This is a genomic window from Streptomyces sp. NPDC111744, assembly GCF_055634995.1.
This window is the reverse complement of the sequence record NZ_JBVKCG010000003.1, coordinates 173,821-193,897: the sequence shown is the minus strand read 5'-3', so window position 1 is coordinate 193,897 and position 20,077 is coordinate 173,821. Positions and strand designations below refer to the sequence as shown.

Annotated in this window: 19 protein-coding genes; 13 read left to right on the top strand and 6 right to left on the bottom strand. The window is 71.3% G+C overall.

Annotation, left to right across the window (positions count from 1 at the left end):
* Positions 1-13: 13 nt before the first annotated feature.
* A complete protein-coding gene (locus ACZ7OO_RS08110) occupies positions 14-1,249 on the bottom strand; it encodes a glycosyltransferase 87 family protein (RefSeq protein WP_471502691.1) in 1,236 nt (411 codons plus the stop codon).
* 111 nt (positions 1,250-1,360) lie between these two features.
* Between ACZ7OO_RS08110 and ACZ7OO_RS08105 the strand changes: the two genes are divergently transcribed.
* Positions 1,361-2,503: a glycosyltransferase family 4 protein gene (locus ACZ7OO_RS08105; RefSeq protein ID WP_471502689.1), complete on the top strand. Its 1,143-nt coding sequence runs from the start codon at positions 1,361-1,363 to the stop codon at positions 2,501-2,503.
* A 91-nt stretch (positions 2,504-2,594) separates the two neighbouring features.
* A complete protein-coding gene (locus tag ACZ7OO_RS08100; protein WP_471502687.1) occupies positions 2,595-4,229 on the top strand; it encodes a GMC oxidoreductase in 1,635 nt (544 codons plus the stop codon).
* Positions 4,230-4,266: 37 nt separating this feature from the next.
* Here ACZ7OO_RS08100 and ACZ7OO_RS08095 read toward each other — a convergent pair whose 3' ends face one another.
* Entirely contained in the window at positions 4,267-6,063 is a 1,797-nt protein-coding gene (locus ACZ7OO_RS08095; RefSeq protein ID WP_471502685.1) for an AMP-dependent synthetase/ligase, read from the bottom strand.
* A 316-nt stretch (positions 6,064-6,379) separates the two neighbouring features.
* Between ACZ7OO_RS08095 and ACZ7OO_RS08090 the strand changes: the two genes are divergently transcribed.
* The 6 genes from ACZ7OO_RS08090 (at position 6,380) to ACZ7OO_RS08065 (ending at position 11,603) form a co-directional block, all read left to right on the top strand.
* On the top strand, positions 6,380-7,177 hold the full coding sequence (locus ACZ7OO_RS08090; RefSeq protein ID WP_471502683.1) for a metallophosphoesterase family protein: 798 nt from the start codon (positions 6,380-6,382) through the stop codon (positions 7,175-7,177).
* Positions 7,178-7,311: 134 nt separating this feature from the next.
* A complete protein-coding gene (locus ACZ7OO_RS08085; protein ID WP_471502681.1) occupies positions 7,312-7,752 on the top strand; it encodes an SRPBCC family protein in 441 nt (146 codons plus the stop codon).
* Between the two features lie 188 nt (positions 7,753-7,940).
* Complete coding sequence (locus ACZ7OO_RS08080; protein WP_471502679.1) at positions 7,941-9,095, top strand: ArsA family ATPase; 1,155 nt, start codon at positions 7,941-7,943, stop codon at positions 9,093-9,095.
* Positions 9,096-9,158: 63 nt separating this feature from the next.
* On the top strand, positions 9,159-9,620 hold the full coding sequence (locus tag ACZ7OO_RS08075) for a DUF5304 domain-containing protein (protein WP_471502677.1): 462 nt from the start codon (positions 9,159-9,161) through the stop codon (positions 9,618-9,620).
* Positions 9,621-9,757: 137 nt separating this feature from the next.
* On the top strand, positions 9,758-10,711 hold the full coding sequence (locus tag ACZ7OO_RS08070; RefSeq protein ID WP_352223418.1) for an ROK family glucokinase: 954 nt from the start codon (positions 9,758-9,760) through the stop codon (positions 10,709-10,711).
* A 145-nt stretch (positions 10,712-10,856) separates the two neighbouring features.
* Positions 10,857-11,603 (top strand): endonuclease/exonuclease/phosphatase family protein, encoded by a 747-nt coding sequence (locus tag ACZ7OO_RS08065; protein WP_471502675.1) that lies wholly within the window; start codon positions 10,857-10,859, stop codon positions 11,601-11,603.
* Between the two features lie 7 nt (positions 11,604-11,610).
* Here the strand turns inward: ACZ7OO_RS08065 and ACZ7OO_RS08060 are convergent, their stop codons facing one another.
* Both ACZ7OO_RS08060 and ACZ7OO_RS08055 read right to left on the bottom strand, forming a co-directional pair.
* A complete protein-coding gene (locus ACZ7OO_RS08060) occupies positions 11,611-12,174 on the bottom strand; it encodes a hypothetical protein (RefSeq protein WP_471502673.1) in 564 nt (187 codons plus the stop codon).
* Positions 12,167-12,946 (bottom strand): alpha/beta hydrolase, encoded by a 780-nt coding sequence (locus ACZ7OO_RS08055; protein ID WP_352223422.1) that lies wholly within the window; start codon positions 12,944-12,946, stop codon positions 12,167-12,169. The genes ACZ7OO_RS08060 and ACZ7OO_RS08055 overlap by 8 nt, the downstream gene beginning before the upstream one ends.
* 198 nt (positions 12,947-13,144) lie before the next feature.
* Between ACZ7OO_RS08055 and ACZ7OO_RS08050 the strand changes: the two genes are divergently transcribed.
* The 5 genes from ACZ7OO_RS08050 (at position 13,145) to ACZ7OO_RS08030 (ending at position 18,068) form a co-directional block, all read left to right on the top strand.
* Positions 13,145-13,879, top strand: a complete 735-nt coding sequence (locus ACZ7OO_RS08050; protein WP_471502670.1) for a lysophospholipid acyltransferase family protein — start codon at positions 13,145-13,147, stop codon at positions 13,877-13,879.
* A gap of 32 nt (positions 13,880-13,911) precedes the next feature.
* A complete protein-coding gene (gene macS / locus ACZ7OO_RS08045; protein WP_471502668.1) occupies positions 13,912-15,126 on the top strand; it encodes a MacS family sensor histidine kinase in 1,215 nt (404 codons plus the stop codon).
* The gene (locus tag ACZ7OO_RS08040) at positions 15,123-15,785 is read left to right on the top strand and encodes a response regulator (protein ID WP_471502666.1); all 663 of its coding nucleotides are present in this window, start codon (positions 15,123-15,125) and stop codon (positions 15,783-15,785) included. The genes macS and ACZ7OO_RS08040 overlap by 4 nt, the downstream gene beginning before the upstream one ends.
* A gap of 134 nt (positions 15,786-15,919) precedes the next feature.
* Entirely contained in the window at positions 15,920-16,948 is a 1,029-nt protein-coding gene (locus tag ACZ7OO_RS08035) for a 6-phosphofructokinase (protein WP_471502664.1), read from the top strand.
* Between the two features lie 121 nt (positions 16,949-17,069).
* Positions 17,070-18,068: a 2-hydroxyacid dehydrogenase gene (locus ACZ7OO_RS08030; protein ID WP_471502662.1), complete on the top strand. Its 999-nt coding sequence runs from the start codon at positions 17,070-17,072 to the stop codon at positions 18,066-18,068.
* Here the strand turns inward: ACZ7OO_RS08030 and ACZ7OO_RS08025 are convergent.
* Together ACZ7OO_RS08025 and ACZ7OO_RS08020 are read right to left on the bottom strand one after the other, a co-directional pair.
* Positions 18,020-19,900 carry an anthranilate synthase family protein gene (locus ACZ7OO_RS08025; RefSeq protein WP_471502660.1) on the bottom strand — a complete coding sequence of 627 codons (1,881 nt, stop codon included), beginning with the start codon at positions 19,898-19,900 and terminating at the stop codon, positions 18,020-18,022. The two genes, ACZ7OO_RS08030 and ACZ7OO_RS08025, sit on opposite strands and share 49 nt — an antisense overlap.
* 89 nt (positions 19,901-19,989) lie before the next feature.
* The gene (locus ACZ7OO_RS08020) at positions 19,990-20,046 is read right to left on the bottom strand and encodes a trp operon leader peptide (RefSeq protein WP_471503386.1); all 57 of its coding nucleotides are present in this window, start codon (positions 20,044-20,046) and stop codon (positions 19,990-19,992) included.
* Positions 20,047-20,077: the final 31 nt, after the last annotated feature.

Below are 20,077 nucleotides of genomic sequence, written 5' to 3'. Positions count from 1 at the left end.
TGCCGGCCCGGGCTCAGGAGGGGACCGAGGTCTCCTTCGCGCGGGCGGCCCGAAAGGGCAGGGGAGCGGTCGGGGCCTTGGTCACCGTGGAGCGCCACAGCTGCCGGGCCGCCGTGACCGTCGCCGCGACCAGCAGGACGTTGCGCAGGGCCAGCAGGGTGATGCCGTACCAGTCGCTCACCACGACGTGCGAGAAACCGACCGGGAACTCCAGGACCGTCACGAAGGTCGCCAGCAGGACCAGCACCGCCGGCAGAGTCATCCGGCCGGCCCGGAAACAGAGACAGACGGCGGCCAGGCCCACCAGCCACACCATGTACTGCGGGCTGATCACCCGGCTGGTGACCGTGAACATCAGGACGGCGGTGAAGGCGGCGTCCGCGAGCGTGTGGGACCGGAAGCGGGCCGCGCACAGCCGCCACAGCAGCAGCCAGCCGAAGGCGCAGGCGGTCAGCCCCAGGGCCGCCGCGCTGACCGCCTTCACCTGCGGGCCCAGGAACTCGATCGAGCCGTAGTTCAGCAGCACCTCGCCCTGCCAGCCGTAGTGCCGGGCGACATGGAGGACCAGTGCGCCAAGGGACTCCACCTCGGTGCCCCGGTCCCGCTGGAAGGTCAGGAAGGCGAACGCGCCGGGCATGGCCACCGCGAACAGCGCCCCGACCACGCCCGCCGTGACCGCCGCCGACGCCCAGGCCCGTCGCCGTACGGCACCCACCAGCAGCAGCGCCGGCCATACCTTGACCATCGCGCCGAAGCCGGCCAGCGCGCCCATCAGCCGGGGGTGCCGGGCCCCGGCGAGCAGCGCGGCGACGGCGACCGCGGTGACCATCAGGTCGTAGCGGGAGTAGACGGTCGGGCCGAGGAGCGGGACGCCGAGTACCCAGGCCCAGGCGCCGCGCAGGGTGCGGCCGGGGCGCAGGCCCGTGTAGAGGAGGAGGGACAGCACCACCAGGTCGGCCAGGAAGGCCAGCACGAAGAAGGCGGTCGGGTAGTCCAGGAAGGGCAGGAGGCCGGGGGCGAGGATCGCCAGGGCGGCCGCGGGCGGGTACTGCCAGGTGACGTCGTCCAGGGGAAACGTTCCGTGCCGGAGGACCTCGTACCACCCCTGGTAGATCACGGACACGTCGGTCGTGACGTCCGCGCCCGGGAACACGAACACCTTCAGCACGGACAGCAGCAGCAACAGCCGGGTGGCACCCCAGACGACCAGCAACAACACCAGGGCACGCCTCTCGCCCGTCCTGTCCACCTGAGCCCCTGTCCTTCGCCCTGCCTTGGAGTGCGCCACATGATCTCCCGCCGGCCTGTGCGGGGGCCATGAAGCACGGCCGAACACATCGTGCGGGTAAGGTCGGCCGCGATGCACAAGACCCTCATCGTGACGAATGACTTCCCGCCCCGGCCGGGCGGCATCCAGGCCTTTCTGCACAACATGGCCGTGCGGCTGGACCCGGAGCGGCTCGTCGTCTACGCGTCCACGTGGAAGCGGAGCCGGGAGGGTGTCGAGGCCACCGCCGCTTTCGACGCGGAGCAGCCCTTCACCGTCGTACGCGATCGTACGACGATGCTGCTGCCCACGCCCGGGGCGACCCGGACGGCGGTCGGGCTGCTCCGGGAGCACGGGTGCACGTCCGTGTGGTTCGGGGCGGCGGCGCCGCTCGGGCTGATGGCACCCGCGCTGCGCAGGGCCGGGGCGGAGCGGCTGGTCGCCACCACCCACGGGCACGAGGCCGGCTGGGCCCAGCTGCCCGCCGCCCGGCAGCTGCTCGGCCGGATCGGCGAGGCGACCGACACGCTCACCTACCTCGGCGAGTACACGCGCTCGCGGATCGCGACGGCGCTCGGTCCGGCCGCGGCCGGGCGGATGGTGCAGCTGCCTCCGGGGGTGGACGAGAAGACGTTCCACCCCGGGTCCGGGGGTGCCGAGGTGCGGGCGCGGCTGGGGCTGAGCGACCGGCCGGTGGTCGTGTGCGTGTCGCGGCTGGTGCCACGGAAGGGGCAGGACACGCTGATCCTCGCGATGCCGCTGATCCTGGCCGCCCAGCCGGACGCGGTGCTGCTGATCGTGGGCGGCGGGCCGTACGAGAAGGAGCTGCGGCGGCTGGCGCGGGAGACGGGGGTCGAGGCGTCGGTGCGGTTCACGGGGGCTGTGCCGTGGGCCGAGCTGCCGGCCCACTTCGGCGCGGGTGACGTGTTCGCGATGCCCTGCCGGACACGGCGGGGCGGGCTGGATGTGGAGGGGCTGGGGATCGTGTACCTGGAGGCCTCGGCCACCGGGCTGCCGGTGGTGGCGGGGGACTCCGGCGGGGCGCCGGACGCGGTGCTCGACGGGGAGACCGGGTGGGTGGTGCGGGGTGGGTCGGTGGAGGAGGCCGCCGAGCGGATCGTCGTGCTGCTGGGGGATGCGGGGCTGCGGCGGCGGATGGGGGAGCGGGGGCGGCTGTGGGTCGAGGAGCGGTGGCGATGGGACCTGCTTGCGGAGAAGCTCAAGACGTTGTTGTGAGCCGCCACCCGGGGAAAAGTCTGCTTCAAGGGACCGGGTCGACTCTGCCGCGGCTCTAGGCGGAACCGGAAAATCCGCACATGCTTCGCGCATGACAGCAAAACTGATGCAGCATCAGCTGACGAGACGTCACATCCTGGGCATGATCGCCCTCCAGACCGCCGCAGCGGCCGGTCTCACCCGTGTCGGGCTCCAGTCGGCGCAGGCCGCCGAGGAGGCGGCCGCCGTCGACAACGCGCCCGCGATCGTGGTCGGTTCCGGGTACGGCGGGGCCGTGGCCGCGCTCCGGCTCGGGCAGGCCGGGGTGCGGACCCTGATGATCGAGATGGGGCAGCTGTGGAACACGGCCGGCTCCGACGGCAGGGTCTTCTGCTCCACCGCGGCTCCGGACAAGAGGTCCATGTGGTTCAGGTCCCGCACGGAGGCGCCGCTCGCCAGCTTCCTCTGGCTGGACGTCGTCAACAAGGACATCACCCCCTATCCCGGCGTCCTGGACCGGGTGCACTACGACAACATGTCCGTGTACGTCGGCCGTGGTGTGGGTGGAGGATCGCTGGTCAACGGGGGGATGGCGGTGACCCCGGTCCAGTCGTACTTCGCCGAGCAGTTCCCGACCGTGGACGCGAGCGCGATGTACGACACGTACTACCCGCGCGCCCGTTCCATGCTCGGGGTCAACACCGTCGACGCCACCTGGTTCGAGTCGACCGAGTGGTACCAGTTCACCCGGACCTCCAGAAAGGCCGCCGCCAACACCGGCCTCAGGACCACCTTCGTACCCAACGTCTACGACTTCGGGTACATGCAGAAGGAAGCCGCCGGCACCGCCACCAGGTCCGCGCTCGCCCAGGAGGTCATCTACGGCAACAACTACGGCAAGAAGAGCCTCGACAAGACCTATCTCGCCGCCGCCCTCGGCACCGGCAACCTCACCATCCACACCATGGAGAAGGTGAGGTCCGTCAGCCGGGCGAGCGACGGGAGCTGGCTGCTCGGCGTCGACCGGATCGACGTGACCGGGGCCGTCGTCGAGAGCAAGCAGTACAGCTGTACCTACCTGTTCCTCGGTGGCGGGAGCCTCGGGACCAGCGAACTGCTCGTGCGGGCGCGGGACACCGGGGCGCTGCCCGCGCTCAACTCCAGTGTCGGCGCCGGGTGGAGCACCAACGGCAACACCATGCTCGGGCGCGCCAACCACATCTGGGACACCACCGGCGCCAACCAGGCGACCATGCCGGTGATGGGCATCGACGACTGGGCCAACACCGACAACCCGGTCTTCGCGGAGATCGCCCCGCTGCCCATCGGGTTCGAGACCTGGGTCAGCCTGTACCTGGCGATCACCAGGAACCCGCAACGGGCGTCCTTCACCTACGACTCCGCGAGCGACGGGGTGAAGCTGGGCTGGACCGCCGCCCAGAGCGCGGTCTCGGTCGCCATGGCCAAGAAACTGTTCGACCGGATCAACCTGGCCAACGCCACGATCTACCGGTACGACCTGTTCGGCTCGGCCGGCAAGGTGTTCGCGGACGACTTCTGCTACCACCCGCTGGGCGGCTGTGTGCTGGGCAAGGCGACCGACGACTTCGGGCGGGTCAAGGGCTATTCGAAGCTGTACGTCACGGACGGCTCGCTCGTGCCCGGGAACATCGGCGTGAACCCGTTCGTGACCATCACCGCGCTCGCCGAGCGGACGATGGAACGGGTTCTCGCCGAGGACATGTGAGGGCACATGTGAGCGGACATGTGAGTCAAGTGCCGCTCTACTTCTGGTAGATGGCCTCGATCTCGTCCGAGTAGTCCTTCGCCACCACATTGCGCTTGAGCTTCAGTGACGGCGTCAGGTGGCCCGACTCCTCCGAGAACTGGGAGGACAGAATGCGGAACTTCCGCACCGATTCCGCCTTCGACACCGCGGCGTTGCCGTCGTCGACAGCGGCCTGGATCGCCGCGATCAGATCCGGGTCGTCACGCAGCGACGCCGCGGTGGCACCCGCCGGCTTGCCCTGGTCGGCCGCCCAGCGGCCCAGGAACTCCTCGTCGATGGTGACCAGCGCACCCACGAACGGCCGCCCGTCGCCCACCACCATGCACTCCGCGACCAGGGCGTGCGCGCGGATACGGTCCTCGATCACGGCCGGGGCGACGTTCTTGCCACCCGCGGTGACGATGATCTCCTTCTTGCGGCCGGTGATCCTGAGGTAGCCGTCCTCGTCCAGGGTGCCGATGTCGCCGGTGTGGAACCAGCCGTCGGCCAGCGCCTCGGCGGTCGCGGCCTCGTTGTTCCAGTAGCCCTTGAACAGGTGCTCGCCGTGCAGCAGCACCTCGCCGTCGTCCGCGATACGGATCACCGAGCCGGGCAGCGGCTGACCGACCGTGCCGATCTTCTGCCGGTCCCAGGGGTTGAACGCGGTCGCCGCACAGGACTCGGTGAGGCCGTAGCCCTCCAGGACCGTGAAGCCGATGCCGCGGAAGAAGTGACCCAGGCGCTCGCCAAGCGGGGCGCCGCCGGAAATGGCGTACTCGCCCTTGCCACCGAGCACCGCGCGCAGCTTGCTGTAGACGAGTTTGTCGAACGTCCTGTGTTTGATCTTCAGGCCGAGGGATGCTCCCGACGGCGTGTCCAGCGCCTTGCTGTACGTGATCGCGGTGTCCGCGGCCTTGTCGAAGATCCTGCCCTTGCCGTCCGCCTGCGCCTTGGCCCGCGCCGAGTTGTAGACCTTCTCGAAGACCCGCGGGACGCCGAGGACCAGCGTCGGCCGGAACGCGGCCAGTTCGTCGGTGAGGTTCTTGATGTCCGGGACGCAGCCCAGCTTGATCGGCGCCATCATCGGGGCGATCTGGACGAGGCGGCCGAAGACGTGCGCGAGCGGGAGGAAGAGCAGCACACTGCACTCGCCGGTGCGGAACAGCGGGCGCAGGCGCTCCACGATGTTGCCGCACTCGGCGAAGAAGTTGCGGTGGGTGAGCACGCACCCCTTGGGACGGCCCGTCGTGCCCGAGGTGTAGACGATGGTCGCCGGGTCGTCCGCCTTCGCCTGCGAGCTGCGCTCCTCGACGGTCGCGTCCGTGACGCCCTGGCCGAGCCGGCCCAGTTCCTCCAGGCCGCCGGCCTCGATCTGCCAGACCTGCTTGAGGGCCGGCAGCGTCTCGCGCACCGACTCGACGGCGGCCACGTGGTTGTCGAGTTCGACGATGCAGGCGGTCGCGCCGGAGTCGCTGAGGATCCACTGCACCTGCTCCGGCGAGCTGGTCTCGTACACCGGCACGGTGACCGCGCCGGCGCACCAGATCGCGAAGTCGAGGAGCGTCCACTCGTAGCGGGTGCGGGACATCAGGCCGACCCGGTCGCCCGGCTGGATGCCGGAGGCGATGAGACCCTTGGCAGCCGCGTGCACCTCGGTCAGGAAGGCGGTGGCGGTCACGTCCTGCCAGGCACCGCCGACCTTGCGGGCCATGACGGCGACATCCGGATGCTGCGCGGCGTTTCTGCGGACGATGTCGGTCAGATTGCCGTCCGCGGGGACCTCGTACAAAGCCGGAAGGCTGAACTCGCGCAAGACTGCTGCTCCTCATAGGGCGCCGGCGCCACGACGTTGTGCGATGCGACGGTGCGGTCCAAGGCTCGGGCAGGTACTCAGGGCTTCGCCACGGGCCACATGATCCGTTGGTTGAATTCCTGAGCACGACTGGACTGCCCGGACGTTACCCGCCGGTATGGCTTCTTCGACAGGGGGTCCCGGCGAGATGTTCGGTGCGTCACACAGGTTGGTGTTCCTTCGCGTACGGTAGTCCACGCCTTTAGTGACTGACCAGTAACCGCAGGCCCGGCCATCGCCTGTTCACGTTTGCCGCACAGGCCTACGCTTGATCACCATGGCAGCCACACCCTCCGGCAACCGAAGGACCCGCGTCCACGTGGTCAGCGACGTGCACGGCAACGTCCGTGACCTGGCCAGGGCCGGCGACGGCGCCGACGCCCTGATCTGCCTCGGCGACCTGGTCCTCTTCCTCGACTACGCCGACCACTCCCGCGGCATCTTCCCCGACCTGTTCGGCGTCGAGAACGCCGACCGTCTCGTAGAACTCCGCACCGCCCGCCGCTTCGAGGAGGCGCGGGAGCTGGGGGCCCGGCTGTGGGGCGGGATCGGCATGGACCGGGCGACCGCCATCGAGAAGGCGGTGCGCAAGCAGTACGCCGAGATGTTCGCGGCGTTCCCGGCACCGACGTACGCGACCTACGGCAATGTCGACATGCCGCCGCTCTGGCCGGAGTACGCGGGACCGGGCACCACGATCCTCGACGGGGAGCGGGTGGAGATCGGGGGCCGGGTCTTCGGCTTCGTGGGCGGCGGCCTGCGGACCGCGATGCGCACGCCCTACGAGATCTCCGACGAGGAGTACGCGGCGAAGATCGAGGCGCTCGGCGAGGTCGACGTGCTGTGCACGCACATCCCGCCGGAGGTGCCGGAGTTGGTGTACGACACGGTGGCGCGCCGTTTCGAACGGGGCAGCCTGGCACTCCTCGACGCCATCCGGCGCACCAGGCCGCGTTATTCGCTCTTCGGACATGTCCACCAGCCGCTGGTGAAGCGGATGCGGATCGGGGCCACCGAGTGCGTGAACGTCGGGCACTTCGCCGGTACCGGCCGGCCCTGGGCGCTGGAATGGTGACGACGGCCCCGGACGGGGGTGAGGTCGGCTGGTCGGACGCGCGGTAGCCTTCACGCTGCACACGCGTGCGCACGCTCGCGCACGGCGACCCCTTGTACCGGTCTCACCGGCCCGCATCTGGAGGAGCCACGGCGATGGCGGAACACACCAGCTCGAGCATCACGATCGAGGCGGCCCCGGCCGACGTCATGGCGGTGATCGCCGACTTCGCCCGCTATCCGGACTGGACCGGTGAGGTGAAGGAGGCGGAGGTGCTGAAGACCGACGCGCGAGGCCGGGCCGAGCAGGTCCGTCTGGTGATGGACGCCGGTGCGATCAAGGACGACCAGACCCTCGGCTACACCTGGACCGCTGACAACGAGGTGTCCTGGACGCTGGTGAAGTCGCAGATGCTGCGGTCGCTGGACGGCTCGTACCTGCTGAAGCCGGCGGGGGCCGGGGCGACCGAGGTCACCTACTCACTGACGGTGGACGTGAAGATCCCGATGCTCGGGATGATCAAGCGCAAGGCGGAGAAGGTCATCATCGACCGGGCACTGGCTGGGCTGAAGAAGCGGGTGGAGTCGGACCACTAGTTCGCCCGCCCACCCACCCGCCCGTTCGCCTTCTCGAAGGGGGCTCGCAGCAGCGGGCCGGCGTGCCGCTGGCGCGGCACGGGTGGGCGCAGCGGCACCCTGCCAAACGCCGGTAAGCGACGCCCCCGCGGCCGGCCCCAGCGCCGGGCACCGTCAGGCGAGACCCGCTTCGGTTACGGTTCACCCCCATGCGCACCATCCTGATCACCGGACCCGGCGGCAGCGGCCGTACGACCGTCGCCGCGGCCACCGCTCTGCGCGCCGCAGGCGAGGGCACCCCGACCCTCGTGCTCAGCGCCGACCGCACGGACACCCTCGGCGCGGCCCTGGGCACGGCGACAGGACCGGCGCCGACCCGCGTCATCCCCACCCTCACCGCCTGGCGCCCCGACGCGGCCGCCCGGTTCCGCGAGGACCTCACCGCCTTCCAGACCCGCGCCGCGAACGTCCTCGACCTCCTGGGCGCCTCCCGCCTGGACGCCGAGGAACTCACCCCCCTCCCCGGCGCCGAGGAGCTGTCCTGTCTGCGCGCCCTGCGCGACGCCGCCCTCTCCGAGCGCTACGAGCTGCTCGTCGTGGACCTCCCGCCCGCCCCGCAGGCCCTGGACCTGCTGGCCCTCCCCGAGAAGCTGCGCCGCTATCTGCGCCGCCTCCTCCCGCCCGAGCGGCAGGCGGCCCGCGCCCTGCGCCCCGTCCTCGGCCGGCTCGCCGGCGTCCCCATGCCCGCGGACTGGCTCTACGAGACGGCCGCCCGCTGGGACGTCGAGCTGGCCGCCGTGGAGGCCGTATTCGCCGACCGCCACACCTCCGTACGCCTGGTCGCCGAACCCGGCCCGGCCGGTGCGGACGCCGTCCGTAGCACTCGCCTCGGCCTCGCTCTGCGCGGCCTGGGCACCGAGGCCCTGGTCGCCAACCAGGCGCTGCCCGAGGCCACGCCCCTGCACGGTCTCGTCGCCCAGCAGCGCAAGGCCCTCGCCGACTGGGCGGAGACGTTCGACGTCACCGCCGTCCCCCACCTCGGGCACGACCCGCGCGGCACCGAGGACCTCGCCGCGCTCGCCGTGCCCGGCGTCAACACCGCGCCCGCACCGGTCGAGTGGCCCGTCGTCGACCGGATCGAGGAGGACGGCGTCCTCGTCTGGCACATCCCGCTGCCCGGCGCGATACGGGACGGCCTCGACCTCGTCCGGCGCGGCGACGAAGTGGTGATCACCGTCGGCGGCTTCCGCCGGATCGTCGCACTGCCGTCGGCGCTGCGCCGCTGCACCGTCGCCGGGGCCGCGCTGCGCGACGGCGAGCTGCGGCTGCGCTTCGCGCCGGACCCGGATCTGTGGCCGCGCTGACGGTGAATCCGGCACGCCCGTTCGGGTAACGTCGTAAGAGCGAACCGTAGTCAGGAGTCGGTCATGAGCGAAGAGCGCCCCACAGCTGACGCCTTTGAGGCACCGGACGAGGTACGGGCGACGGACGCCGACGCCTGGGCCACGGCCTGTGCCGAGGACCTGGAGGCGGAGAAGGCCCGCCGCCGCGCCCAGTACGGCCAGCCCCCGGGGTCGGCCGCCGAGGAACTGCGCAAGCTCGTCGACGCCGTCGCCAACAAGCTCTCCGGCATCCAGACCCCGCTCCTCGGGGCGGTCGCCGGGCCCGCCGCCCAGCAGGTGGTCCGGCAGGTCGTACAGCAGGCGAAGAACGCCGTCGAGCCCGTCATAGAGCGCAACCCGGACGTCTTCGACCACCTGGCCGCGGCCGGCAGCGAACTCCTCGCCGCCTACCGCTCCGCGGTCCAGGCCCAGGAGACCCGCTGGACCTCAGGCGGCCACGACAAGGGCGAGGACCCCGGCCCCGGCGAACGCATCGATCTCGACTGACAGCCCCCTGCCCGGCGCCCCCGCGTTGTCGTCCCAGACGCCGCCGGGCCCGTCCCTGCAGGCGGACGACGGGAACCCGAGGGCAGGGCCTCGGGTACGGTTGGCCGTAGCGGGGCTCGACCGAAACTGAGGGATTCATGGGACTCACCATCGGCGTCGACATCGGCGGCACCAAGATCGCGGCCGGCGTGGTCGATGAGGAAGGCAACATCCTCTCGACCCACAAGGTGCCGACCCCGGGCACGCCCGAGGGCATCGTGGACGCCATTGCTTCCGCCGTAGAGGGTGCGCGCGCCGGGCACGAGATCGTCGGCGTGGGCATCGGTGCCGCCGGCTATGTGAACCGGCAGCGCTCCACGGTCTACTTCGCGCCCAACATCGACTGGCGCCAGGAGCCGTTGAAGGAGAAGGTCGAGGCCCGCGTCGGCCTCCCCGTGGTCGTGGAGAACGACGCCAACGCCGCAGCCTGGGGCGAGTACAGGTTCGGCGCCGGCAAGGGCCACCGCAACGTCATCTGCATCACGCTCGGCACCGGCCTCGGTGGCGGCATCATCATCGGCAACAAGCTGCGCCGCGGGCACTTCGGCGTCGCCGCCGAGTTCGGTCACATCCGCATGGTCCCGGACGGGCTGCTGTGCGGCTGCGGCTCGCAGGGCTGCTGGGAGCAGTACGCCTCCGGCCGCGCCCTGGTCCGCTACGCCAAGCAGCGCGCCAACGCCACCCCGGAGAACGCGGAGATCCTGCTCGGCCTCGGCGACGGCAGCCCCGACGGCATCGAGGGCAAGCACATCTCCATGGCCGCCCGCCAGGGCGACCCGGTCGCCGTCGACTCCTACCGCGAGCTCGCCCGCTGGGCCGGCGCGGGCCTCGCCGATCTGGCCTCCCTCTTCGACCCCTCCGCCTTCATCGTCGGGGGCGGCCTCTCGGACGAGGGCGAACTGGTCCTCGACCCGATCCGCAAGTCCTACAAGCGCTGGCTGGTGGGCGGCAACTGGCGCCCGGTGGCAGACGTCATCGCGGCCCAGCTGGGCAACGAGGCCGGCCTGGTGGGCGCGGCGGACCTGGCGCGAGAGCCCGACCCGATCATGTAAGCGCCTCTCACCGGTCCCACCTGCTGTCAGGGCGCGAGGCGGTAGTCGATATGCGGCTACCGCCGCGCGGGCGCGACCAGCCATGACGACCCGGCAGTCGCCCACCCGCCGCGCGCCCCCACCCAGTGGGCGTAGATTGATCCACATGGCGCCGCTCCCCAACTCCCACACGGAGCCCGACGGTTCCGCCGTCATCCGCGTCCTCAGCTACAACATCCGCTCGATGCGGGACGACACCCGGGCCCTGGCCCGTGTCATCAAGGCCTGCGCCCCCGACCTGGTCCTGATCCAGGAGGCGCCCCGGTTCTTCCGCTGGCGCAAGAAGCTGGCCCGCCTGGCCGCCGCCTCAGACCTGGTGATCCTCACCGGGGGAGCGACCGCCGCCGGCCCGGCCATCCTCTGCGACCTCCGGGCCACCGTGGAGCGCACCGAGGACGTCCTCCTGCCCCTCACGCCCGGCCTCCACCGCCGCGGCTTCGCGACCGCCGTCGTCCGCTTCGGCGGCGCCCGCCTCGGCGTCACCAGCTTCCACCTCAGCCTCCAGCAGGACGAGCGCTACGAGCAGGGCGGCATGCTGCTCGACCGGCTCGCCGGCATGGGCGTGGAGCACGCCATCGCCGGCGGCGACCTCAACGACCGCCCCGACGGCCGCACCTTCCGCCGCCTGGCCGACGCCCTCCAGGACTGCCGTACCACCTCGCCCTGGGGCGGCGAGTTCACCTCCTGGTCCACCGACCCCCATCAGCGCATCGACGCGATCTTCGCGACGAAGGGCATCGAGGTGCTCGGCTGCGGCGTCCCGGAGGACCAGCCCGGCGTCACCGGCGCAGACGTGAGGGCGGCCACGGATCACCTTCCGGTCCTGGCCGCCCTCAGAATCCCGGCGTCCTAGCAGGGCTTCAGACCACGGCACCGCGCCCCGGGTCGTCCTCGTCGTCGTCCGTCTTCATCCGTGTCACCAGCGTGACGAACCCGCCGAGGAACCCGCCGATCCCCAGCGTCGCCAGCCACCAGGTCATGTCCCAGCCGAGCAGCACCGCGAGCAGCAGCAGGATCGGACCGCCCACCACCCCCAGCCAGGCGAACTTCGACGTGGTGTCGGCGTCCCCCAGCGGCGGCGGCTCAGGCGGCACGAAGTGCCCCTCGTCGTCATCGTCGAAGTCGTCCTCGGACGGCTCCGGCGCCGTGTAGTCCCGTGGGCCCACCCCGGGCGCGAAGGAGATGGAGCTGCCCAGGGGCTGCACGGGCCGCTTCTCCTCGGTCGCCCCCGCGTCGGCGGCGGTGTCCTCTTCCATGGCCGGCAGCGCCAGGTCCTCCACCGGCTTGTAGGGCTTCGCGCCCGGCGGGTCCAGCGGCTCGTCGCCGTACCCCGCGACGATCGCCGCCCAGGCGGCGGCCTCGTCGAAGGGCACCCCCTTCTCGTCCGGCTCGCGGTCCTCGCGGTCGGAGTCGTGCTCAGCCAACTGCGGCCGTCCCTTCCTTGCCGACACTGGGTGCGAGCCGGCCGATGAAGGCGAGGCTCTCCTCGAAGATCCGGTCCGCATCGTGGTCCAACGTCGCCACGTGGTAACTCTGTTCCAGCACTACCTCCGTTACGTCCGTGGACGACACCCGGCTCAGGATCCGGGCCGAATCGACCGCCGGAACCACATGGTCCTGGGTGCTGCGCAGAAGCAGCAGCGGCTGGGTCACCTGCGGAAGCTCGCCGTCCACCCGGCGGAAGAAGTTCCGCAGCGAGTGCGCGGCATGAAGCGGCACCCGGTCGTACCCCACCTCCGCCGCGCCCGGCTTGGCGATGTCGCTGGCGATTCCCCTGGTCGTGCGCACCAGGTGCCGGGCCACCGGAAGGGCGTACGCCGACAGACCGTGCACCCTGTTCGCCGGGTTGACGATCACCACGCCGTCCACACCCGTCCCGTTCTTGGCGGCCAGCCGCAACGCCAGGGTGCCGCCCATGGACAGACCCGCCACGAACACCTGTGCGCAGCGCTCGCGCAGCAGACGCAGTTCGCGGTCCACCTCCGCGTACCAGTCCTGCCAGCCGGTGACCTGCATGTTCTCCCAGCGGGTGCCGTGCCCGGGCAGCAGGGGCACGGAAACGGTCAGGCCGTGTGCCGCGTGGTGCTCCGCCCAGGGGCGCAGCGACTGGGGCGAGCCGGTGAAACCGTGGCAGAGCAGGACACCGGCCTCCCCGCCGTCATGGCGGTACGGCTCGGCTCCGGGGAGAACCGGCACCTTCGGTCTCCAATTCATGAGAGGGGGCAGGAACTGAGAGAGGCACGAACGACGACTTCAGAAACGACGACTTCGGAAACGACGACTTCGGATGTGCTTCACCGTACGCGACGGCACTGACACCGACCAGGGTCGTCGGGGCCATTCCCGGCGCTCCGGGTTAAGGTCTCATCGACGGAAACAGGAGGCACTCGGTTGTTGTACGGCGCGATGAAGGTCGCCATCGGGGGACCGTTGAAGGTCGCCTTCAGGCCTTGGGTGGAGGGCCTGGAGAACGTCCCGGCCGAGGGCCCGGCCATCCTGGCGAGTAACCACCTGTCCTTCTCGGACTCGTTTTTCCTGCCCGCGGTGCTGGACCGCAAGGTCACCTTCATCGCGAAGGCCGAGTACTTCACCACCCCCGGTGTGAAGGGCCGCCTCACGGCCGCCTTCTTCAAGGGCGTCGGCCAGTTGCCGGTGGACCGCTCCGGTGCGCGTGGCGCCGGCGAGGCGGCGGTGCAGAGCGGCATAGAGGTGCTGGAGCGTGGTGAGTTGTTCGGCATCTACCCGGAGGGCACCCGCTCCCCCGACGGGCGCCTCTACCGGGGCAAGCCCGGCGGTCTCGCCCGCGTGGCGCTCGCCACCGGCGCCCCGGTCGTGCCGGTCGCCATGATCGACACGGAGAAGATCCAGCCGCCGGGGCAGGTGATGCCCAAGCTGATGCGCCCGGGCATCCGGATCGGCAAGCCGCTGGACTTCAGCCGCTACCAGGGCATGGAGCACGACCGGTTCGTGCTGCGCGCGGTGACCGACGAGGTCATGTACGAGATCATGAAGCTCTCCGGCCAGGAGTACGTCGACATCTACGCGACCGCCGCCAAGCGGCAGATCGCGGAGGCCGCCAAGGCCGAGAAGGAGGCGGCGAAGGCCGAGAAGAAGGCCGTCGAGTCCTAGACCGGCAAGGGGGACTGGGGGACTGGGGGGACATGACCAAGCGGGAACGCGTCGTACGGATGTCGGTCGAGCAGCCCCTGTGGCGTGCGCTGAGCGGCTACCGTGTACTGACCCTGCTCTACGCGATCGGCCTGTTCGCCTCCGCCTACGACGACTACGACCGCTCGGGCGTCGCTATCGCCTACTACGCCGTCCTGACCGTCTGGACCCTGGCGACCCTGCCCCGCGTCCACAACGCGGCGGCCTGTACCAAGCGTTTCCTCGCCGTCGACCTCGCGGTCGCGCTCACCGGCATCGTGCTGACCCCCTGGGTGGTCACCCAGGGCCACATCGACCGCGGCGGCCCGACCCTGCCGTCGATATGGACCGCCGGCTCGGTCCTCGCCTACGCCCTCAAGGGCGGCTGGCGCTGGGCCGCGTTCGCCTCCACGCCGGTCGCCGCCGCCAACCTGGTGGAGCGCGGCCACCCGGCCCGTGACACCGTCCACAACGTGATCCTGGTCTGGGTCGCCTCCATCGCCATCGGGTACGTCGTCGAGGTGGCCCGCGCCTCAGAGCGCACCCTCGCCCGCGCCCTGGAGATCGAGGCGGCGACCCGGGAGCGGGAGCGGCTGGCCCGGGACATCCACGACAGCGTGCTCCAGGTGCTGGCGATGGTGCAGCGGCGCGGCGCGGTCCTCGGCGGCGAGGCGGCCGAACTGGGCCGGCTGGCGGGGGAGCAGCAGGTGGCGCTGCGCACCCTGGTCTCCGGCGGCCTGGTGCCGCCCTCCCGGGCCTCAGAGGACGCGGCCGAGGGCGCGGTCGTACGCCTGGTCGAGGAGCCGGACGACTCCGGTCCCGTCGACCTGCGCACGCTGCTCGCGCCGTACGCCGGAGCGCGGGTGAGCCTGGCCGAGCCCGGGGCGCCGGTGGAGCTGCCGCCGGCTGCCGCACGTGAGCTCGCCGCCGCCGTCGGTGCCGCCCTGGACAATGTGCGCAGCCACGCGGGGGCCGGGGCGCGGGCCTGGATCCTGGTCGAGGACGAGCCCGACGAGATCGTGGTGACCGTACGGGACGACGGCCCCGGCATCCCGGAGGGCCGGCTCGCCCAGGCCGAGGGGGAGGGGCGGCTCGGGGTGGCCCAGTCGATCCGGGGGCGGCTGCGCGACCTCGGCGGCAGCGCCGAGCTGTTCTCGACTCCCGGGCAGGGCACGGAAGTAGAGCTGAAGGTACCGAAGGTCTCCCTGGAGAAGGCGGAGCGGCGATGAGCATCAGGGTCATGGTGGTCGACGACCACCCCATGTGGCGCGACGCGGTCGCCCGGGACCTGACCGAGGCCGGTTTCGAGGTGGTCGCCACCGCCGGGGACGGCGAGCAGGCGGTGCGCCGCGCCAAGGCCGCCGCGCCGGACGTCCTCGTCCTGGACCTCAACCTGCCCGCCAGGCCCGGCGTCCAGGTCTGCAAGGAACTCGTGGGCCACAACCCGGCGTTGCGCGTGCTGGTGCTCTCGGCGAGCGGGGAGCACGCCGACGTCCTGGAGGCGGTGAAGTCCGGCGCGACCGGTTACCTTCTGAAGTCGGCCTCGACCGAGGAACTCCTGGACGCGGTCCGCCGTACCGCCGTCGGCGACCCGGTGTTCACGCCCGGCCTCGCCGGTCTGGTGCTCGGCGAGTACCGCCGGCTGGCCTCCGATCCGGCGCCGGCCGCGGACGCCGGCGGGCCCGACGCGCCCCGGCTCACCGACCGTGAGACGGAGGTGCTGCGACTGGTCGCCAAGGGCCTGAGCTACAAGCAGATCGCCGAGCGCCTGGTCATCTCCCACCGCACGGTCCAGAACCACGTCCAGAACACCCTCGGCAAGCTCCAGCTGCACAACCGGGTGGAGCTGGTCCGATACGCGATAGAGCGCGGCCTGGACGACGAGTGATGTGATCTTCAGGGCGGCGCGTAAACCAACCGCCCGACAATTCACCGGAATTGCCCTTCCGCGCCCATCCCTGTGTGACCTGGATCACCACTAGCGTGAGCCCCACCAGGCAACCGCGGCGAAGGGACATTTCCATGCGGGTCGGAGTACTGACCGGAGGCGGCGACTGCCCCGGGCTCAACGCCGTCATCCGGGGCATCGTCCGCAAGGGCGTGCAGGAGTACGGCTATGACTTCGTCGGCTTCCGGGACGGCTGGCGCGGACCCCTCGAGGGCGACACCGTCCGCCTCGACATCCCCGCCGTGCGCGGCATCCTGCCCCGCGGCGGCACCATCCTCGGCTCCTCGCGGACCAACCCGCTGAAGCAGGAGGACGGCATCCGCCGGATCAAGGACAACCTCGCCAAGCAGGAGGTCGAGGCCCTCATCGCGATCGGCGGCGAGGACACCCTGGGGGTGGCCGCGCGCCTCACCGACGAGTACGGCGTGCCCGTCGTCGGTGTACCGAAGACCATCGACAACGACCTGTCCGCCACCGACTACACCTTCGGCTTCGACACCGCGGTCGGGATCGCCACCGAGGCGATCGACCGGCTGCACACCACCGCCGAGTCGCACATGCGGATCCTGGTCTGCGAGGTGATGGGCCGGCACACCGGCTGGATCGCCCTGCACTCCGGGCTCGCCGGCGGCGCCAACGTCATCCTCATCCCCGAGCAGCGCTTCGACGTCGACCAGGTGTGCGCCTGGGTCACCTCCCGCTTCAAGGCGTCGTACGCCCCGATCGTGGTCGTCGCCGAGGGCGCCATGCCGAAGGACGGCGACATGGTGCTCAAGGACGAGTCGCGGGACTCCTTCGGGCACGTCCGGCTCTCCGGGGTCGGCGAGTGGCTGGCCAAGGAGCTGGAGAGGCGCACCGGCAAGGAGGCCAGGACCACCGTGCTCGGGCACATCCAGCGCGGCGGCACACCCAGCGCCTTCGACCGCTGGCTGGCCACCCGATTCGGCCTGCACGCCATCGACGCCGTCCGCGACGGGGACTTCGGCAAGATGGTCGCGCTGCGCGGCACCGACATCGTCCGGGTGCCGATCGCGGAGGCCACGGCCAAGCTGAAGACCGTCGACCCCAAGCTGTACGAGGAGGTCGGGGTGTTCTTCGGCTGACCGCCGGATCCCGTCCCCCGCGCGGGCAGTTGCACAGCCGGTTGTAAGGCCGTCCGCGCGCCGTCACGGTCACCGTGACGGCGCGCGGCGTCTGCGGGCAATTCAACCCTATAGTCCCCCTATGGACCTTCTGGCCTTCGGCGTCCAGTCCGACGAGAAGCCCCTCTTCGAACGCGCCTTCCGCCCCACCCCACACGGCATCCGGTGCCTCGACGTCTTCCTGAACCAGGACACCGCCCCCATCGCCACCGGTTACGAAGCCGTCTCCACCAGCGTCAACGCCGACCTCGCCGCCCCCGTCCTGGAGGCCCTCGCGGCCGGCGGCACGCGGATGATCGCCCAGCGCAGCACCGGCTACAACAACATCGACCTCACGGCCGCCGAACGCCTCGGCCTCACCGTCGCCCGCGTCTCGGCCTACTCCCCGTACTCCGTCGCCGAGTTCGCCTGGACCCTGGCCATGGCGGTGAACCGCCGGGTGGTGCGCGCGGCCACCCGCACCCGGGACTTCGACTTCCGCCTGGACGGCCTGATGGGCCGCGACCTGCACGGCCGTACCGTCGGCGTCCTCGGCACCGGAAAGATCGGCGAGGCCTTCACCCGGATCGCCCACGGCTTCGGCATGAAGCTGCTCGGCTGGGACATCGCCGAGAACCCGGCCTGCGTCGAGCTGGGCATGAAGTACGTCGCCAAGGAGCAGCTGCTCGCCGAGTCCGACCTGGTCAGCCTGCACGTCCCGCTGACGCCCGAGACCCAGCGCCTGATCGACGCCGGCGCGCTGAAGGCGATGAAGGACGACGCCATCCTGGTCAACTCCAGCCGCGGCGGCCTGATCGACACCGCGGCCCTCGTCGACGAACTCCGCGCCGGCCGGTTCACCGGTGTCGGTCTGGACGTGTACGAGTCGGAGGCGGGCCTGTTCTTCCTCGACAAGTCGCTGGAGGCCATCGAGGACGACATCCTGGCCCGCCTGGTCACCTTCCCGAACGTCCTGGTCAGCTCCCACCAGGCGTACTACACCGAGGACGCCGTCGGACAGATCGTCGACGCCACGGTGCGCAACGTCCTGGACTACCGGGCCGGCCGCCGCTCGGGGAACGTGCTGGTGCCGCGCAGCTGACCGATCAGCTCGCGCACCACGGCGGCACCGTTCAGCGTGAGGACCGACTCGGGGTGGAACTGCACCCCGGCGAACCCTTGCCCCCGTACGGCGTGCACCTCGTCGTTCGCCGCCCGGCACACCTCCACGCCGCGCGCCGCCAGCTCCCGTGCCGCGTCCTCGTCGCAGCGGGCCACGAAGCTGTTGTAGAAGCCGACGGTCTCCGGACGCCCGAACAGGTCCACGGTCGTCTGCGCCCCCTGGTACGGCACCTCCTTCCGTACGATGTCCAGGCCCAGTTCGGCCGCGATCAGCTCGTGCCCGAGGCAGACCCCCAGTACTCCGTGCCGGTGTTCCCGGATCACGGTCGCCGTCAGCCGGCGCAGGAACCGCATCTTCGGATCGTCCAGGTCGGACGGGTCACCGGGCCCCGGGCCCAGCACGACCGGCCCCTCGTGCGCGAGCACCGCCGCCCGCAGCCCCGGCTGGTCGTAGCGCCGGACGGTCACGTCGAGCCCGGCCGCCCGCAGCACATGCGCGAGCATCGCCGTGAACCTGTCCTCGCCGTCCACCACCAGCGCGTGCCCGGCCAGCTCCCCGGTCCGCTCCTGCATCCGCAGCCAGAACGGCGCCAGCGCGGCCCGGCGCCCGTCCAGCGCGGCCCGCACCCGGGGGTCGTCGGCAAGCCGGGGCCGCGTCCCCTCCGCACGCGGCCGTGACGGCCGTACCCCGAGGGCCGCGAGTACCCCCGCCGCCTTCGCATGTGTCTCCGCGACCTCGCTCACCGGGTCCGAGCCGCGCACCAGCGTGGCGCCGACAGGCACCCGCAGCCGCCCGTCCGCGTCGATGTCCGCGGTGCGGATCAGGATGGGCGAGTCCAGGGACTGGGCGCCACCGGAGTCCCGGCCGAGCAGGGCCAGCGCACCGGCGTAGTAGCCGCGCCCACCGACCTCGTGGCGCTCGATCACCCGGCAGGCGTTCTGCACCGGCGAGCCCGTGACGGTCGCCGCGAACATGGTCTCCTTGAGGACCTCCCGCACATCCAGCGAGGACCGGCCACGCAGCTCGTACTCGGTGTGCGCGAGGTGGGCCATCTCCTTGAGCCGGGGCCCCACCACCACGCCCCCCATGTCGCCGACCGTGCACATCATCTTGAGCTCCTCGTCGACGACCATCGACAGCTCCTCGATCTCCTTGCCGTCGGCGAGGAAGCCGAGCAGATGCTCCGGGGTGGGCCCCTCGGCCGGGTAGCGGTACGTCCCGCTGATCGGGTTCATGACCACCGTGCCGCCGGCCATCCTGACGTGCACCTCCGGACTGGCGCCGACCAGGGTCCGGTCCCCGGTGTGCACCACGAACGTCCAGTAGGCGCCCCGCTCGCCCTCCAGGAGCCGCCTGAACAGCGCGAGCGCGTCGGCCCGGCCGAAGCCCGGGATCCGGCCCTGGTACGTCCGCCGGATCACGAAGTTGGCGCCCTCGCCCCGGCCGATCTCCTCGCGCAGCACCCGGCCGACGATCTCGGCGTACTCCTCGTCGTCGACGTCGAAGCCGCCGTCCTGGACCCGCACCGGGTGCGCGGGCAGCTGGGCCAGGGCGTCCGCCAGGGGCAGGGTGTGGGCCTCCTCGGGGCTGAGGACCAGCAGGGGCGTCCCGTCGTCACGGACGTCGAAGCCGCGCTCGCGGATCTGCCGGAAGGGAACCAGGGCGAGCCCCACCTCGGGCAGGCCGGCGAGCCGGTCACACGCGGTGACCGGGCCGAGCAGCACCTCCACCGTGCTCTCGTCGTGGCCGGGGGTACGGCGGCGGAGCAGGGCGAACGGGCGGTCGTCGTGGAGCAGCTGGGTCAGGTCCATGGTTCCTCTGCCTGATGAAGGAGGAACGACCCCGGAAACGCCGAAGGCCGCCCCTCGGGCGGCCTTCGCGAAGTCTTGCGTACGCGCAGTCAGTGGGCCGCCTGGGAAGCGGTCCACCACCAGTTCTGGTTCGAAAGCGCGAACATGCGGAAACCCTACCGCACCCCACTCTCCGTC